The sequence below is a fragment of the Natronomonas sp. genome, assembly GCF_046710025.1.
In the GTDB taxonomy this organism is placed as follows: domain Archaea; phylum Halobacteriota; class Halobacteria; order Halobacteriales; family Haloarculaceae; genus Natronomonas.
On record NZ_JBKEGK010000033.1, the window covers coordinates 1 to 17,071 of the forward strand.

18 protein-coding genes are annotated in these 17,071 nt (G+C 67.0%); 16 read left to right on the forward strand and 2 right to left on the reverse strand.

Translation table 11 applies throughout. The features are described 5' to 3' along the window. From ACI944_RS03950 to pth2, 10 genes are all read left to right on the forward strand, one after another. Positions 1–624 (forward strand): ATPase, T2SS/T4P/T4SS family (locus ACI944_RS03950; RefSeq protein WP_411717770.1); only part of this gene is annotated, 624 nt, incomplete at its 5' end. A gap of 5 nt (positions 625–629) precedes the next feature. Beyond that, the gene (locus ACI944_RS03955) at positions 630–2,318 is read left to right on the forward strand and encodes a type II secretion system F family protein (protein ID WP_411717771.1); all 1,689 of its coding nucleotides are present in this window, start codon (positions 630–632) and stop codon (positions 2,316–2,318) included. A gap of 23 nt (positions 2,319–2,341) precedes the next feature. Beyond that, positions 2,342–2,809, forward strand: coding sequence for a hypothetical protein (locus ACI944_RS03960; RefSeq protein WP_411717772.1), 468 nt, complete (start codon positions 2,342–2,344; stop codon positions 2,807–2,809). Then, entirely contained in the window at positions 2,793–3,188 is a 396-nt protein-coding gene (locus ACI944_RS03965) for a hypothetical protein (protein ID WP_411717773.1), read from the forward strand. Before ACI944_RS03960 ends, ACI944_RS03965 begins: the two co-directional genes overlap by 17 nt. Then, complete coding sequence (locus ACI944_RS03970) at positions 3,173–3,958, forward strand: hypothetical protein (RefSeq protein WP_411717774.1); 786 nt, start codon at positions 3,173–3,175, stop codon at positions 3,956–3,958. Before ACI944_RS03965 ends, ACI944_RS03970 begins: the two co-directional genes overlap by 16 nt. Next, a complete protein-coding gene (locus ACI944_RS03975) occupies positions 3,955–6,843 on the forward strand; it encodes a hypothetical protein (protein ID WP_411717775.1) in 2,889 nt (962 codons plus the stop codon). The genes ACI944_RS03970 and ACI944_RS03975 overlap by 4 nt, the downstream gene beginning before the upstream one ends. A 48-nt stretch (positions 6,844–6,891) precedes the next feature. Further along, the gene (locus ACI944_RS03980; RefSeq protein WP_411717776.1) at positions 6,892–7,317 is read left to right on the forward strand and encodes a DUF5791 family protein; all 426 of its coding nucleotides are present in this window, start codon (positions 6,892–6,894) and stop codon (positions 7,315–7,317) included. A gap of 1 nt (position 7,318) precedes the next feature. Next, positions 7,319–8,203, forward strand: a complete 885-nt coding sequence (locus tag ACI944_RS03985) for an SDR family oxidoreductase (protein WP_411717777.1) — start codon at positions 7,319–7,321, stop codon at positions 8,201–8,203. 95 nt (positions 8,204–8,298) lie between these two features. Next, positions 8,299–9,426 carry a glycosyl transferase family 2 gene (locus tag ACI944_RS03990; protein ID WP_411717778.1) on the forward strand — a complete coding sequence of 376 codons (1,128 nt, stop codon included), beginning with the start codon at positions 8,299–8,301 and terminating at the stop codon, positions 9,424–9,426. 41 nt (positions 9,427–9,467) lie between these two features. Beyond that, positions 9,468–9,806, forward strand: a complete 339-nt coding sequence (pth2, locus tag ACI944_RS03995; protein ID WP_411717779.1) for a peptidyl-tRNA hydrolase Pth2 — start codon at positions 9,468–9,470, stop codon at positions 9,804–9,806. 57 nt (positions 9,807–9,863) lie between these two features. On the opposite strand, the gene ACI944_RS04000 is transcribed toward pth2, so the two are convergent. Beyond that, positions 9,864–10,937 carry an NADH:flavin oxidoreductase/NADH oxidase gene (locus ACI944_RS04000; protein WP_411717780.1) on the reverse strand — a complete coding sequence of 358 codons (1,074 nt, stop codon included), beginning with the start codon at positions 10,935–10,937 and terminating at the stop codon, positions 9,864–9,866. Positions 10,938–11,078: 141 nt separating this feature from the next. Here ACI944_RS04000 and truD point away from each other — a divergent pair, with 141 nt between their 5' ends. From truD to ACI944_RS04025, 5 genes are all read left to right on the forward strand, one after another. Next, positions 11,079–12,419 carry a tRNA pseudouridine(13) synthase TruD gene (gene truD / locus ACI944_RS04005; RefSeq protein WP_411717781.1) on the forward strand — a complete coding sequence of 447 codons (1,341 nt, stop codon included), beginning with the start codon at positions 11,079–11,081 and terminating at the stop codon, positions 12,417–12,419. Positions 12,420–12,512: 93 nt separating this feature from the next. Then, complete coding sequence (locus ACI944_RS04010; RefSeq protein WP_411717782.1) at positions 12,513–13,235, forward strand: DUF2103 domain-containing protein; 723 nt, start codon at positions 12,513–12,515, stop codon at positions 13,233–13,235. 84 nt (positions 13,236–13,319) lie between these two features. Further along, positions 13,320–13,580, forward strand: a complete 261-nt coding sequence (locus tag ACI944_RS04015) for a 50S ribosomal protein L37ae (RefSeq protein ID WP_411717783.1) — start codon at positions 13,320–13,322, stop codon at positions 13,578–13,580. Continuing rightward, positions 13,581–13,715 (forward strand): DNA-directed RNA polymerase subunit P, encoded by a 135-nt coding sequence (locus tag ACI944_RS04020; protein ID WP_411717784.1) that lies wholly within the window; start codon positions 13,581–13,583, stop codon positions 13,713–13,715. Between the two features lies 1 nt (position 13,716). Beyond that, positions 13,717–13,974: a KEOPS complex subunit Pcc1 gene (locus tag ACI944_RS04025; protein WP_411717785.1), complete on the forward strand. Its 258-nt coding sequence runs from the start codon at positions 13,717–13,719 to the stop codon at positions 13,972–13,974. Between the two features lie 116 nt (positions 13,975–14,090). Here ACI944_RS04025 and ACI944_RS04030 read toward each other — a convergent pair whose 3' ends face one another. Beyond that, on the reverse strand, positions 14,091–16,346 hold the full coding sequence (locus ACI944_RS04030; RefSeq protein ID WP_411717786.1) for a DUF2298 domain-containing protein: 2,256 nt from the start codon (positions 16,344–16,346) through the stop codon (positions 14,091–14,093). Positions 16,347–16,460: 114 nt separating this feature from the next. Between ACI944_RS04030 and ACI944_RS04035 the strand changes: the two genes are divergently transcribed. Beyond that, positions 16,461–17,071 (forward strand): dolichol-P-glucose transferase (locus ACI944_RS04035; protein ID WP_411717787.1); only part of this gene is annotated, 611 nt, incomplete at its 3' end.

Genomic DNA, 17,071 nt, shown 5'->3' on the forward strand with positions numbered 1-17,071 from the left:
GGAGCCGGCAAAACGACGCTGCTCGGGGCGTTGCTGTGGGAGATCCCACCCGACGTCCGGACAGTCGCCATCGAGGATACACCGGAACTGCCCGTTTCGGAACTCCAGCACGACAGTCGGGACGTCCAACCGCTCCGCGTGACGACTGGCGACGGCGCGTCGATCACCGCGACCGAAGCGCTCCGGACGGCGCTCCGGCTCGGCGATGGAGCGGTCGTCGTCGGTGAGGTCCGCGGCGAGGAGGCGAAGGTGCTCTACGAGGCGATGCGGATCGGCGCCGCGGACGGGACGGTCCTCGGGACGATCCACGGCGGTGGCGGCGAATCGGTTAGAGAGCGCGTCGTCACCGACCTCGGCGTCGCGGAGTCGGCGTTCGCGGACACGGATCTCGTTGTGACGCTCGAAGCGTACAAGAACGGGGGATCGAGACGGCGACGGGTCCGGGCGATCGAGTCGGTTCGACGGTCCCCCAATGGGGTGGGCTTTGAGTCACTGTACGACGCCGACTCGGGGGCGATTCGCGTGACGGACAGCCGGCTCGTTGAGGAGCTGTCAACGCCGACTGAGACCGCTGCGGACGTCGAGTCGGCGATCCGCGATCGGACGGCAGAACTGGAGGCGTGAGCGCCGTGTCACCTGATCACACGTGGCCGATCCGGGGATTGGCGAACCTGTCGCCGCGGTCGTCGACGCCCGAGTCGATTCAAGAGATCGCGCCGTTCCTCGGTGGTGATCCCCGGACCCTCGCTGCTGCCGCCGACGGCGTCGGGATCGTCGTCGGCCTCTGTCTCGGGGCGGCGGCGATCGGCCTTCGGCAGCCGTCGTTGCTCCTTGTGGCTGCGGGCGTCGGCTCCGGAGCGGCGATTCTCGCCCGCGGCGGCGTCCTCGTGGTTGCCAGCGCCCGGCGAAGTCGAACGCTCGGCACCGCGCCGACGATCGTCAGCCGCGCCGTCCTCCGGATGCGGATCGCGCCGGCCGCGGAAGAAGCGGCCGCCTTCGCCGCCGCGACGAAGGGACGACTCGGGGACCGACTCGCCGACCATGTCGGGCGCGCCCGCGGAACGCAGTCCTCGGGGCTCGGGACGTTCGCCGAGGCCTGGCGCGGCCGGTTTCCGGCGCTGTACCGTTCGCTGACACTCGTTGAAGCCGCTGCGGACGCCCCCGAGAGCGAGCGCGATCGGGCGCTCGATCGGGCGATGGAGACGATCTTGGACGGAACCCGGGACCGCGCCACGGAGGCCGCCGACTCGCTACGAGGGCCGTCAACGGCGATGTACGCCTTTGGCGTCCTCCTCCCGCTCGCGCTCGTCAGCGTGTTGCCAGCTGCGGGCGCAGCAGGCGTCGAGGCGACGCTCCCGGCGATCGTCGGTATATACGATCTCGCCCTTCCCGTCGGGCTGCTCTGCGGAAGCGGCTGGCTGCTCGCGAACCGTCCGGTGGCGTTCCCGCCGGTTCCCATCGACAGCGAAGTCGCATCCCATCCAGCGGTTTATATCGGTACGGGTGTCGGATCGGGGCTCGCCGCTGCGGCCGTTGCTCGGACGCTCCTCCCGAGGTGGACGGTGCCGCTCACCGCCGTTGGCCTGGGGATCGGGACCGCGCTCGTGGCTCGGTATCACCCGGTCGTCGCCGTCCGAAAACGCACCAACAAACTCGAGTCGGCGCTCCCGGACGCGCTGTATCTCGTCGGCCGGCGCGTCTCTGACGGGATCGCTGTCGAACAGGCGGTCGCCGACACGGCCGGGGAACTTGAGGGTATCGCTGGCGATGCGTTCCGTTCGGCCGCCAGGCGACAGCGCCAACTCCGCGTTGGCGTCGAGGCAGCGTTTGTCGGCGAACACGGCGCGCTTGAGGACTTGCCGAGCCAACGAGCCGAGAGTACGGCCCGCCTGCTCGGTATGGCCGCCGGGGCCGGAGCGCCCGCGGGCAGGGCGCTCGTCGAGACGGCGGACCATCTCGACGAACTCCGACGCGTCGAGCGGGACGCAAAGCAGAATCTCGGCCGCGTGACGTCGACGCTCTCGAACACCGCGGCGTTCTTCGGCCCTCTCGTCGGCGGCGCAACCGTCGCGCTCGCTGACAGCGTCGGGACGACGGAGGCGCTTGACGGCAGCGCCCCCGAGACGGCCGGCCTCGGGATCGCTGTCGGCGTATACGTCCTCCTCATGGCGGCGGTCCTAACAGGGCTTTCGACGGGGCTACAGCGCGGGCTTGACCGGGCAACCGTCAGCTACCGGGTCGGCATTGCGCTCTGTACCGCGACGGTGACGTTTCTCCTTGCGGTCTTCGCCACGTCCGCCGTCTCCGGAGGTTTATGACATAGCACGGGACCAGACTGCCCATGTTCGGATTGCCGCTGGACGCGTGGTACGTCTGGATCGGGCTGGCGATCGTCAGTAGCACCGCCGTCGGGGTCGTGGCCACCCTCCCGTCGGCGGCACCACCCGACGCCTCGGGGGCGGCCCGGACGGTCGACGGCGTTGCTGCGAGCGAGCACGCCGCGGTAGGGAAACACCCGCTTTCGAACGCCGAAACGGTGCGAATCGGGTCGGACTCGGTGTCGCTCCGCGGCCCTGGCGGCACCGAACATGCCGGGTTCGGTTACGGTCCGGTCGTCCCGGTTCTCGACGACCCTGGACTCCGGGCGACGCTTAGGGGCGAGCCGCCGGATCACGCGTTCCGGACGCCGATCGAGTTCGAACGGGCCGTACGACAGGCCCGGGCGACGGGACCGCGGTGGCAGGGAGCCGATCAAATAATCGTCCGGCGGGTCAACTGGGAGGGGATCGACGTTGTTCTCGTCGGATAGGGGCCAGACCGAGCCGCTCGCGGCGCTCGTTGCCGTGTTCACGCTCGGCCTTGGCCTCTCGTTATATGTCGGCGTTCTCGATTCGATGCTTCCCTTGCTGACGATCGAGTCCGAGATGGCGCCGGTTGCGACCAACCGGTTTATTCAGGAGGCGTCTGATTTCGGTGTCGTCCGGCCGCCGATCGGGGATGCAATCGACGCCGCCAGTCCGAACGGGTACTTCATGAACGCGACAGTTCGAACCCGAACGGACGCGTGGTTCGGCGGGCCGACGCGAGGGGAAATCTCCGACTGCGTCCGCCGCCGGGTGAGCGTCCGGACTGCCCCAGGACGCGTTCGACCGGGGACGCTGGAGGTGTGCGTATGGCCAGAGGCGTGAGCACCGTTCTCGATGTTGCGATCTGTCTCCTGTTGATCGGTGTCGCGGTCAGTACGCTCGCCGTCGCCGTTCCCGATGAGGGCTGGCGATCGACAGTCGACGGGGACCCAGAGGCGATGTCGGTGGGAACCGTAACCGCGACCGTTCCGATCACGAACGGCCACGAGGCACACGGGACACTCGCACAGCACCTCGCGCGGTCGTCGATCTTGATGGCCGCGCTCGACGGCGAGCGGCTCCTCGGATCGCCGTATCCCGGGGCGACTCGCCGCGCGGTCGAACAGCGAACGTCCGACCGGGTTCGGGTCACGGCTCGCTGGCGTCCCTACCCTGACGCGCCGCTCTCCGGTCGGTTCACGGTCGGTCCGACCCCCCCATCAACGGCTGACGTAGCGGCGACGCGGTTCACCGTCGATAGCGGAATGAACGTTCCCGGCGATGCCGATTCGAACGAATCGCTCGCGGCGGCCGTCGCAGAGGCGTACATCGACTGGCTTTTTCCGCCGGAACGGACCCGAATTCGCCTCGTCGATCGCCGAACGGCGCCCGAGACGGCGAATCGATACCGCTCGATCGCTGGGGCCTTGGGGGTCGATATCGCCGAACCGCTCGCCGACGCGTTGCCGCGGCAGGCCAACGAACGGCTCGCGGCCGAGCTCGCCGATCAGCTTGAGACAGGGTTGCAGTCCGAGTCGGATACGTCCGGCCCCGTGCCGAATGGCGAGGGTACGGGCCGCGTCGAAATCGTCGTTCGGCGGTGGGAACCGTGAATGACCGCGCCCGCGTTCCGTTCGCGCTCGTCGGTGTCCTGTTGGTGCTCACAAGCACGACGCTTGCGACAACGACGGTACTGCAGCCCTCAGAAGAGCCCCCAGCGATCGAAGACGCGATGGCCGGCGCGACGGCGACAGCCGTGACGGAACTGCGCGGTGCGGCCGATTCGGCTGCCACGAACGCCGCGATCGATCCCGTCATCGAACCGGCCGACACGGTCGCCGGGCGGGCGCTGAACGAAAGCCACCCCTTTCGGGACGCCCTCCGGCTTCGGCTCTATCTCCGCGCCGTCGAGCGCCTCCGAAACGTTGAGGCGACTCGGGGACCGGTTACGGTCTCGGCGTCGCTACCGCCCGTCGAACCGACGACGGAGGGCTATCGGGGAGCGATCGAACGCGTAGCAATCGACCGGGCAGGTGAGGACGCCGCCGCACTAGCCGTTAGAATCGAGAACGTGACCCTCACAGCCACACGGGACGGCCGGACAGTGACGACCGCCGAGCGATCACCGCAGTTCGTCATTTCGAACCCGGCGCTGTTGTTGCACGACCGCACCGAGCGTTTTGAGACTCGCGGCAATGCCCCGGTAACGCGACGTGGACTCGGACGACGGGTTACTGCCAGGCTCTACCCGATCGCGTGGGCCCGGGGGCACGCCCAGTACGGCGGGGCACCGATTTCGACAGTTCTCGGGATCCGACACGTCGAGTTGGCGACGAACGATGCGCTGATCGCCGAACAGCGCGCAACGTTCGGGGAGGCTGACCCCGATGGTCACCGTGGCGTCGCTGCTGCGGGGCGGCGCGTCGCGACGACGGACGCGCTCGTCGGAGTCGGCGGCGATAAAAAGTGGATCGATACGGTCCTCGCTGGGGCCGACGCTATAGGGCCGGACCCGCCGCCCCAACAGCCCGTCGGTACCTGGCGGGAGGAACCAGATAATCCCGAGGTAACCGTCACGGTAGACACCTCCGCTGACAACGCTTTCGCCAACACGATCGGGGTGACCGGCACCGATCGGCTCAAAGAGCGAATCGAACGGGTCCACACTATCGAGGCCCGGGTCGAAACGGCGACGCGGTTTCGGGGTGGATCGAGCTATGGGGATCGATCGCCTGGCTACGGCTGGACAGTAGAATCGAGACGAAACGACGTTTCGGTCGACAGCGACCGGGTCGGCAGCGGCGGGCCGACCACGTCCGGATGGACGACCGTCGACAGCGGCCGATACGATGTGATAGTGACCGAGACGACGACCAGAGACTGGTGGAAGGACAATGAGACCGCGACGACGGAGTCGGTGACAGAGCGGGTCTACCGCGTCGAAGTCGCAGCTCAGGCCCGGACGGTCCCGATTGAGCGGATCCCCGACGGCCGGGTCGATGGACATCTGAGCCGGGCCGCGGACCGCGCTGGCGACCGCGCGATCCGGAATACTGGCGGCTTCGACGATGCGGCCGAGGCGGCAGCCTTGGGGGAGTCGGTCCGATCGACGGCGACCGTAACCGCAACGCCCTCAATAGATCGGTCCGCCGTCGAAGCCGACCTCAAGACGGTCCGGGATCGGGTAGGTGACATCTCAGCGACGGTCCCCGCTCCATCGGTCGGCGCTGGACGGGTGACACCCTCGGAACGGCTCCGGTCGGCTGTCGGCGACGCGCGGGCGGGTCTGTTGCCCGAGTCGGATCGATCGGCGCCCGAGCGGACGATCCGTGCGGCGCGGCTCACGTATCTTGAGTCGCTCGATTCGGAACTGGAACGGCGGGTTTCGGCCGACGACAACACCGCCGACGAAATCGGAAACTCATTGGGAGCGTATCTCGGCCCCGACCGTCTCGACGGTGCGCTGGCGGCCCACCGGGGGGCCTCAAGGCCGGAGCCGGAGCCGATAGCCGATCCCGCTGGGAACCTCTCGCTGTCGGTCGAAACCGCACCGTCGTATCTCACGACGAGCGCAGTGACCCGTGACCGCATCGACGCCCGAGGCGGCGGCAGCGTGCATCCCCTCTCAACGCGGACGGTCAGCGTCTTCTCGTCGCCGCACACCCAGGTTACTACCGGGATCCTTGATCGAATCCCGTTTCTCAACACCGGTCGTGTCTCGCTGTCGACGGCGGCGGAGACCCTTCACTCGATGGAACCCGGAATGGAGAACCGCGGGGAACTCGAAGCCGAGGTCGCGGACGCGACCGATCACGTTCGCGGAGCGTTGGTCGCCGACCTCGTGGACGCGGGCATCGCCGAACACGAGGCGGAGTCGGCCCTCAGCGTCGATGCCTCGACCGCCGAGGAAGCCCGTATGCTCACCGACGGAACGACGATCGGACGGGCAGCACGGTCGATCGATGGGCCGCCCAACCGCGATCGGATAGAGCTCCGATTGGAGACGACGCTGGATTCGACCCTCGCGGAGGACGCCGCTCGGCCGCCGGAGCCGATGACGACCGCGGCGCGGCGGACGGCCGAAGCGGAGTACCGCGGACGGCTTGAGGGCATCCTCGCCGACGGGATCGAGAGTGCGAGCGAGGCCAAACGGGTTGAGGTGCTCGGCGAGCAGCTCGGATCGATCCCGGCCGGCCTTCCGATCGCGCCGGTGCCGGGCTATTGGTTCGCCACCGCGAACGTCTGGTACGTTACCCTCTCGGGGCAGTACGAGCGGTTCGCGGTCCGGACGAACCGCGGCGACGGGACGGCGACAACAACGTATCTCCGCGACGGCGGAACGGTGAGGGTGGTTCACGACGGCGACCCGAAACGACTCGGAACGGCCGCTCAGGTGTCTGTTCAGACCCGGACCGCCGTCGTCGTGGTCGTTCCGCCCGGCCCGCAAGGGGTTGGTGACACCGACGGCGAGCCGATCAAGACATCGCCGGGGTGGTAGCCGCCGGGAGCCCGAACGCTACTTGAACGGGGAGGTCGAACGAGGCGTATGCTCCACGAAGTCGCGGACTCGCCAGGTGAGCTTCAGCCAGCCGAACTCCACGCACGGTACCTCGACGCACTCGCGGCGGTGGTCGACAACCACGGGGTCGAGCCGGTCGCCGAACGGTCCGGGCTTGACCCTGAGGATCTCCGATCGGTGCTTGCGGGCGATGATCCCGGATTGACGCTTGAGGAGTCCGCCTCGATACTCGCGGTACCCGAGGACGCGCCGGACGGTGAGACCATCGCCGCCGTCGCCAGGGACGACCTGCTTATGGGGATGACAACGGCCGTGCTCGACGTCGAAGCCGTCGAGTCGGGAGTCGACGGCGAACTCGAGGCCCGCGAGATACAATCGAAGATCGAGGGGCGATTCCCGATGACGTTGCGGGAGTTCGCGCTGCTATCACAGTACGTCAACGGGGCGCGGTGACATGCGGGTCGGGATTCTCGGCTGCGGGTACGTCGGCCTCGAACTCGCCCGACAGCTCCGCGGTGATCACGATGTTGTCGGCGTCCGACGATCACCCGACGGGATTGACGCTATCGAGGCGACCGGTGCGACGGCTATTCGAGCTGACGTGACCGATTCGGACGGACTTGCCTCGGTTCCCGATGTCGACGCACTCGTCTTTGCGGCGTCGTCCGGCGGTCGAGGGGCAGCGGCGGCCGAGCGCGTTTACGTCGAGGGGCTTCGGACGGCCATCGAGGCGTTCGGCTCCCGCCAGTCGCCACCCGAGCGACTGGTGTACACCTCGAGCACGGGGGTCTACGGCGATCACGACGGCGCGTTTGTCGATGAGGACACCCCGCTGGACCCGACGACAGAAAAGACACAGATACTCGTCACGGCCGAGCGAATCGCCCGCGAACTCGCTCCGGAGTACGGCATCGACGGTGGAGTCGCCCGATTCGCCGGCCTCTATGGCCCCGACCGGTATCGGCTTGAGCGCTATCTCGAGGGACCCGTGACGGAGGGATATCTGAACATGATCCACCGCAAGGACGCCGCCGGAATCGTCCGGTTTATGATCGAATCGACCGACAACGAACTCCTCGTTGCGGTTGACGACGAACCCGTTGATAAGTGGACGTTCGCCGACTGGCTCGCCGACGAGTGCGGCGTCGATTCGCCGCCGAAACGAACGAAGGCCGAACGCCTTGACGACGAGGGGCTCTCCGAGGCCGCTCGGCGACGTATCCTGACGAGCAAACGGTGTTCGAATGACCGCGTCCGCAAACTCGGCTATAACTTCCAGTATCCGACGTACCGGGAGGGGTATCGGGCGGCGATTGACGCCTACTGTGGGACGAATTGACTGCCACGCGTAGCCAAAAAAAGCGAGGCTCACTCCGCACGCACACGATGCCGCAAGCCGGGTCTTTTTCGACCTCGGAGCCCTCCAGACAGACGATGGAATACGTACAGGAGGGTGTCAGGACGCTCCACGACTTCGGGGACGCCCATCCGGACGCGCCGACGGACAGCACGAGTGTTATCGTTCCGATGACCGAGCGCGAACACGCCGGACTGGCGGCCGAGCGCGTCCTTTCCGCACTTGAGGTTGTCTCCCCGGAGCGCGTCGTCGTCCCGCTTCGGGCCTCCGAGGAGCGCGTCGGTTCTGTTGTCCAGTGGCTCTCGGAGTTCGACCTCCCGCTGTCGGTGCTTTGGTGTGACGGTCCTCGCCTCGCCGATCAACTCGCCACCGCTGGCCTCGACGGCACGCGGGGCAAGGGTCGGGACGTATGGCTCGCGCTTGGGATCGCGAGCGATAGCGATTACGTCGTGGTTCACGACGCCGACGCGAAGAGCTACGACGAATATCACGTCTCAAAGTTGCTCTTTCCGCTGGCGCACGGGGCAGCGTTCTCGAAGGGCTACTACGCCCGCGTCGAGAACGACCGGCTGTACGGCCGGCTGTTTCGGTTGTTCTATCGGCCACTCGTCAAGGCGCTCGCGGCCGACGGTGGCGATCCGGTACTCGACTATCTCGGCTCGTTCCGGTATGCGTTGGCCGGCGAGTTCGCGACGACCGGGCGGCTCGCGCGCCGGCTCCGGATCCAACGCGGGTGGGGCCTGGAGGTCGGAACGCTCGGGGAGGCGTTCCGGCTGGTCGGTGCGGAGGGATCGGCACAGGTCGATCTCGGGATCCACGAACACGACCACCGCTCCGTTTCGGGGCCGAGCGGGCTCTCGGATATGTCCGAACAGGTCGGCGACGCGCTGCTCCGGGCCGTCGAGGATAACGGCCACCGACCGGCGTACAAGAGGCTCGACTCGCGCTACCGGGCGGCCGCGGAGCGGCTTGTCGATGCCTACGCGCTCGATTCGGGGTTCAACGGCTTGGAGTACGATCGTGACGACGAACTGGCGCAGATCGACGCCTACGCCGACACGATCGGACAGCCGGGGCCCGATACCCGACTCCCGGCGTGGGACGATGCCGAACTTTCGCCCGCATCAGTCGCCGCCGCGGCCATCGATGACCTCGCCGACGAGACCGAGATCGAGGCGGCGGCCCCGACTGTCCGACCGACGTAGCGTCCGGAACGTTCAGGTCCGTCTCGCCCGAGGAATGCGGTATGAAACAGGCCATCGTCGCGCGGACCGACATCGGAATGGGAACGGGAAAGCTCGCCGCGCAGGTCGCACACGCGTCGCTGAAGGCGTACGAGGACGCTGACGCCGATGCGCGGCGCGAGTGGAAAACCGGGGGACAAAAAAAGATCGTCCTGAAGGGATCCGGGGAAAAACAGCTGCGGCGACTCGCCGACAGGGCGCGTCAGGAGCGCCTCCCTCACGCAATCGTCAGTGACGCCGGCCACACCCAACTCGATCCCGGAACGGTGACGACGCTCGCCGTCGGCCCCGGCCCCGAGAACATTGTCGATGCGGTGACCGGCGATCTGAGCCTCTACTGACGGATAGCAAGCGGAAGCCCCGCGCTTCAGGGCGGAGAGGAAGCCAAGGCCGTCAGATCACTGGAACCCGCGGCTATACTGTCTCGGAACGGGGACATCGTGCCCCAGTGCCTCCGCCGCCCGGAGCGCGAAGTACGGGTTTCGGAGGTGCTCGCGGCCGACGATCGCGAGGTCGGCGCGGTCGTTCCGGATCACCTCGTCGGCACCCTCGGGCGTCGTGATCCCTCCAACGGCTCCGACCGGCATTTCGTTTTCCCCGACGCGTTCCGCGTAGGGGACCTGATAGTGCGGCCCGGTTTCGGGGACCTGCTGGTCGGGATGGATCCCGCCGGCGCTCACGTCGACGAGGTCAACGCCGAGCGATCGGAGCGTTCCGGCGAGCCGGGCCGAGGACTCAACGGTCCAAGAGCGCCGGTCAGCGAGCCAGTCAGTCGCCGAGATCCGAACGAAAACGGGCGTTCCTTCGGGGACTGCCGCCCGGATGTCGGTAACGATCTCCGTTAGCAGCCGGGTCCGACCGTCGAAGTCGCCGCCGTACTCGTCCTCGCGGGCGTTCGTCACCGGCGAGAGGAACTCGTGGAGCAGGTAGCCGTGTGCCGCGTGAATCTCGAGGATGTCGAAGCCTGCCTCGACCGCTCGAACGGCGGCATCGACGAACGCGTGCTTGACGCGCTCGATGCCCGTCGAATCGAGTCGCTCGGTCGCGAGCGGTTCGTCGTGTGGCCACGGCTCCTCGGTCGGACCGACGGGAGTCCAGCCAGACTTGCCGTGGATCGGGTCGCCCCCCTCCGACGGGCGGACCGTCGACGCCTTCCGGCCGGCGTGGGCCAGTTGGATTCCGGAGAGCGCGCCCTGTGAGGCGATGAAGTCGGTAATCGGCTTGAGCGCCTCGGCGTGGTCGTCGCTCCAGATACCGAGATCCTGTGGGGAGATACGACCTCGCGGGGTGACGGCGGTCGCCTCGGTCATCACGATGCCGGCGCCGCCCGACGCTCGACTACCGAGGTGGACGAGGTGCCAGTCGGTCGCGAGTCCATCCTTGTCTTCACAGGAGTACTGACACATTGGCGAGACCATCACGCGGTTTCTGGCCGTCATGTCACGGCATTCGAACGGGGTAAACAGGTGCACATCTACGGTTCGAGGGGACTGAAAAAGACCCTTAGTATTCGAAACCCCGCCCTGGAAGTGCGGACCGACTAGCCGGATGGCCCGAACCGTCCGGTGGGACGAATACAAAGTGGCTTGTCCGACGGTGCACACACTCGACGTATGCGTGAGGCGCACCCTGTCGAGGCGGCCGTCGGGATCGAGCACTACGTCTCCGAGACAGGCGGTACCGGCGGCCACCTCCGGGACCGTCCCGAGGATTTCCGGGTCGAGGAGCGGGAAGCCTTCGGGGCCGATCTCCACGATTTCGACGTCGATATCGGCTCCTACCCGCATCTCACCTTCCGAGCGACGCTTCGAGGGTGGGATACGAACGATTTTGCCTCGACGCTCTCGAAGCGACTTGGGGTCAGCCGCGAGCGCGTCTCATGGGCGGGGACAAAGGACAAACATGCCGTCACGACGCAGTTGTTCTCGGTCAAGCACCCCGACGACGAGTTGCCGTCGATCGACGGGGCGACGATCGAACCGCTCGGGCGGGCGGGGCGTCCAGTGTTGTTCGGCGATCTCGCGGGCAACGACTTTGAGGTCGTCGTCCGCGGTGCGGAACGGCCGGAAAACGCCGAACCGATCGCGGAGGAACTCTGGCACTTCGGAGCCGACGATGGCACGGAAGATGGCGACAGCGAGGACGACCCGGCCGCCGTTCCAAACTACTTTGGTCAGCAGCGCTTCGGTTCGATGCGACCTATCACTCACCGCGTCGGCCTTGATGTCGTCCGCGGCGAGTGGGCGTCCGCCGCGATCCGCTACGTCTGTGAGTCCAGCGAGCGCGAACCCGAGCGGACCCGGACGGCGAGGGACCGACTCGACGAGGGGCGCGAGTGGGAACGAGCAAACGAGATCCTTCCCGGCGGCCTCCGGTTCGAGCGAGCGATCGCCGGGCGGTTGGCCGAAGGAGCGACCGAGCCAGCGGACTACCGGGCTGCGCTTGAGACGCTGCCGACGAATCTTCAGCAGATGTTTACCAATGCCGCCCAGTCGTACGCGTTCAACCGGATCCTCTCCGAACGGCTTCGCAGGGGGCTCCCGTTTGGAACGCCCGTCGCCGGTGACGTCGTCTGCTTTGCCGACGACGATGGGCTTCCGAACCCGGATCGAACACAGGTCGTCGAACCGGAACAGGTGAGGACGATCCGGCGACACTGCGAGCGGGGCCGGGCGTTCGTCACCGCACCGCTTGTCGGTACCGAGACCGTCTTCGGTTCCGGGGAACCGCGCGAAATCGTCCGGGAGGTGCTGGACGATCTCGGCCTCAAGCGGGCCGATTTCGACCGGCCGGGGGAGTTCGGCTCCGAGGGAACGCGGCGAGCGATCCTGCTCCGGACCGATCTCGATGTCGACCTCGATCCCCTCACGCTTCGGTTTTCGTTGCCGAAGGGAAGCTACGCGACGGTGCTGGCGCGGGAGTTCATAAAAGCTCATCCGGACGACCTCTCTTAATCCGCCCCGGTCGCCGGGGCTAATGCATGTGTGAATCGCCCGTATCTGCCAGGAACCGCCCCGCTTATCGGGCTCGGCTGCGTTTAATCAGGTATGGACTGTCGGTGTTGTGCGTCGTCGCTCGACCGACCGGGCGATTACTGTCTGGTCTGTCGGACCTCAAACGCCGACACCGCCGTGATCGAGTGCGACCGCGAGCGGGCGACGGTGACCACGCTTCTCGATGACGAGATTGTTGGCCAGCGGACGGTGACGACAAAACGCGAAACTGACGAACGGTGGGCCCCGACCGAACTCCGGAATTTCGCGGGCCGGGTCGCCGACGAGACGCGTCGAAAGCGCCCGGAGGAGGTGTACGCGACCGGTGACCGCGAGGTGATCGCCGCGGTTCGCGGGGAACTTCACTACCCCTTCTATCGGGTCAGAGACGACGACCCGATCGAGGCGGTCCGCCGGAAGCGAAACGACCCTGCACTTGAGGTTGTCGAGGCAACAGTCGCGGAAAAGCTCGGCGGCAGCCACAGCACGCTTATCGGTGGCCGGGACGGCCGTCGGGCGCTCGAAACCGTCGCCGAACATCCTCATGTAAAAAAGATCATTCCGGGGCCGATCGACGCCGGCGGGTCTGGGTCGCGGACCGGCGTCCGGGCGAAGGCGACCCGCGCCGATCAACACGGTAACGTCCGGCTGTTGATCCGCGACGGCTCGAGCGTTCAGGAAAACCGGATCGTCACGACGGCCGGCGACCGAGAACTCGGCGAGCACGTCCGCGCCGACCTCAACGACGCGCTCTCGGAGTCGGAACTGAAGGGCTGAGGGACCGTTAGCGGCGCTTGATGGCTGAGTTCCCGCCGACGAAACGAGGGGTTTATCAGTTCGCTACGGCCATATATTCACACTATGGCCAACAGTGATACGACGGGAAGCGCCGGTCGGTTCGGTGCACGCTACGGACGGGTTGCACGCCGACGCGTCGCGGAAATCGAAGGCGACACGCAGAACGCGAGCGTCGACGGCGACGATGTCAAGCGCGTCGGTACCGGGATCTGGGTCAATGAGGAAACCGGTGAGACGTTCACGGGCGGCGCGTACCGACCCGAGACGCCGGCCGGAAAGACCGTCAAACGATCCATCCGGGCCGCGATCGGCGACGACGAATAAATGAGCTACAAGTGTTCCCGCTGTAAGCGAGATGTCGAACTCGACGAGTACGGCGGCGTCCGTTGTCCGTACTGCGGCCACCGCGTGCTGTTGAAAGAGCGGAGCCGCGATATCAAAGAGATCGACGTCCAGTAGCGTGCACAGCGCCGACCTGCGTTTCCAGTATCAGTCACCGGAAGCGGCCGCGCTTGTCGCCGACGCCGTCGCGGGCGAACTCGGTAAAATCGGCGGCGACCGGGCGACGGCCACGCTAACTGCCGAGGACGCGACGATACAGGTCGAAATCGACGCGGCCGACCTCGTCTCCCTTCGAGCCGGGGTGAACACTTGGGAAGGGCTGCTTGCGGTCGCCGAACGGTCCGCCGAGGTCGGACGGACAGGCGAGATTTTATAATCGATAGCGGGACGTCCCGGCGTATGCGCTGATAGATCGCCGGTGGTCCGCGGGCGGGAGCGCGGCGGACGGATCACCGGAGTGGAGGCCGCCGTCTGTTCGCAACATGGTCACCCTCAGTTAACTGCGTAGACGACAGTCTCGTCGTCCTCGAACGCCGGCGTGAGCCGTGGATGCGCTTCGATCGTGAGATCGTACCGCGCCCGCTCGGCCGGGCCGACGTAGACGTACTCGACGCCATAGCGATCGAGCAACTCGGACTGCCGGCCGGGATCGCCCTCGTAGATCGTGGTCACGTCCCCGAGTCGCGCCTCATAAGGGTCGCTGCCGCGGTACTGCTCCTCGTGCATCCAGCCGAGTACGGTCGGGACCCCCGTCAGGCTCGCCGGCGCGGCGGCCCCCTCGCCGTCCCCCGGCTCCCACCGGTAGCCCCCCGGCGCGGCGGTAACGATCGTCGGCTGCCCCTCACGGTCGTCAAGCCACGCGATTGCCGCCGCTTCCTCGGGATACGTTGCGTCGACGTAGGCCGTTCCGTCAAGCGTCGCGCCGTCGCTCCCGACCGGATCACCCCCGAGGTGTGCTGGCACGGCGAAGCCAGCATAAAGCCCGGTTGCCACGATCGCGACACTCAACAGGGCGGTCCCGGCCCACCGCCACCCCGGCGTGTCTACGGCTTCAAAAGCGCTTGATGGGTCGAACAGCCGCGCGGCAACGACGCCGGCCGCTGGCCCCCAGAGAACCCACACCTGTGAGTACACCTTGAACACCGTATTTAGCCGCTCTAGTCCGGTTCCTTGCTGGTGCGGCTCGACGACGTAGGCGAGTTCGACGATGAGGATAAGACCGATCCCAGCGACCATCAACAGCGTCTCGAACCCCGTGTCGGCGCGCTGGCGTAGCGCCAGCCACGCAGCCAACAGGAGCGGCCCGAACAGCGCGAGGGCGGCGAAGCCGCCGATCAACGCCAGGGCTGCCCCGACTACGACCGTGGTGACGACGACGGTCGATTGCTTGTCAAGGCCATCCGTATCGCCGGCGAGACGGCCACCCAGATACGGTACAAATAGGAGCAAGAACCCGCCGTGGACGACAATGAGCGGCCACAGGTCGCTTCTCGGCGGGAACAGGCCGAGACTCCGAGTGCTCGCACTTGAGAGCCAGAAGGGAACAACGAGTAGCGCCCCGACACCGAGCATCGCTGCCGCCGCGAGGAGCGCTAATCCGTCGCGGCGAAGTTCCGTGCCGAGTCGGCCATCAGTCGGAGCCGGAATCCGCCGTCGGATCGGCCCCGGAAGCAGCATCGCCGGATCGGCCGGTGCGAACGCGACTGTCAAAAATACAAGCCCGCCCACAACGGGGAAGTCCCACGTATTGGTGATCGCGAGCACGCCGGCCACCGGCGCTGTCGCGAGCAGCAGCCCCCGCCGCCGGGTGAGTTCGGTTCGGGGGGTCCGCCAGTACGCGTAGCACAACCCGGCGACGAGCAGCGTGAACGGCGTCGTCATCATGTGTGCGTGGAGATCGCCGTTGAGCCACGCGAACAGTGGGAACTCGTTGATCGCACCCTCGATGACCCGGCTCGCATCCCAGTAGGAGAACGTCGCCGGCGTCCACGAGAGGAGTTCAGGCTCGGGATGGACGCCGGGCGACACAGCGAGGATCTCCGAGGGGAGCACCCAGGCCGCCGTCCGAACGGCTGTATGGAGGTTGCTGGCGATCCCAATAAAAAACGCAGCGACCGCCGCTGCGAGGCGGCGCGGCGCGCCGTGGTCCGCTGCGATCGCGCCCGCAAGTCCGTACGCCGCGGTGACGAGTGCGGCGTAGAAGCCAGCCAGCGCGAGGTTGTACGCGTACCGCGGAGCCGTATCGGTAAGCGTCGCCAGCAACGCGGTCAGCATCTGACCGCCGTAGTAGTACTGGACGGTCTCACCGGCGAACCACATGTCCTCCGGGGGCAACGCCGGACTCCGGAGCAGCGACCGAAGCAGCCCGTAATCGAGGAACTTTTCGCCGGCTGAGAGCGGCAGCGGCGCGATAGCGGGCGAGACGGCCCGGATTGAGACCGCGAACAGAAACGCAACCGCGAATACGGCCGCGATTTCAACGTAGTGTCGCCAGAGACGCTCCTCGGGCGCCCCGATTAGTACGCTCGCGGCGGCGAGGACGGCTAGGCCGGCGAGCAGCGCCGGCAGTCCGAAGGCAAGATGCCCGAAAAGGTAGCCGATGACGGTGATTGTGGCGAGTCCGATCGGGATCGCAAAGGCGGTGCCGCGACCCCGGATATCGGAAAACGCCGCCGCGGCGACCGGGAGCGAGAGCGCCCCGATCGACAGGTAGGCAGCGAGCCAGCGAACGACCAGCCCGTACTCCATCGGTCGTATCGCCGGCGTGGGGGCGTATATGACTTGTGGGTCGCCGCCGAGCGAATGGGGCTTGTCTCGGTCCAAGCCGAATCGCTTTTGCGCACGGCGGGGAGAGAAGGCCGTATGAGTAGCCTCGGGATCGTGGTGCCGGCCTTCCGGCCTGACGCCGATCGATTGGTGTCATACATCCGCGACCTAGACGCCGAACTCGATCCCGAGACCATCCGCGTCGAACTTGACGCCCCCGATACCGGTGTTGAACGGACCCTCTCCGCACTCAGCGTTCCCTCTCTTGAGGTGAACGCCGTTGCCTACCGCCGCGGGAAGGGGGCCGCGATCACAGCGGGGTTCGAGGCGTTATCGACCGATCGGCTCGCCTTTGCCGACGCCGACGGAAGCACCGCAGCCGCCGAACTCGCCCGCGTCACCGAGGAGCTCAACGGGGCCGACGTCGCGGCCGGGTCGAGACGCCACCCCGATTCGACTGTTGTCGGGCATCAGACACTCGTTCGCCGACTGCTCGGCGACGGGTTCGCGTGGGTCGCCCGGCGAGCGCTCGACTCGTCACTGTACGATTACCAGTGTGGCGCGAAGGCGTTCACCGCGGAGGCATGGGCGACCGTCCGTGGGCACCTCTACGAAGCCGGCTTCGCGTGGGACATCGAACTCCTCGCTGTCGCCGGGGCGCTCGGGCTGTCGGTTCGGGAGGTGCCGATCGTCTGGACGGATCGTCC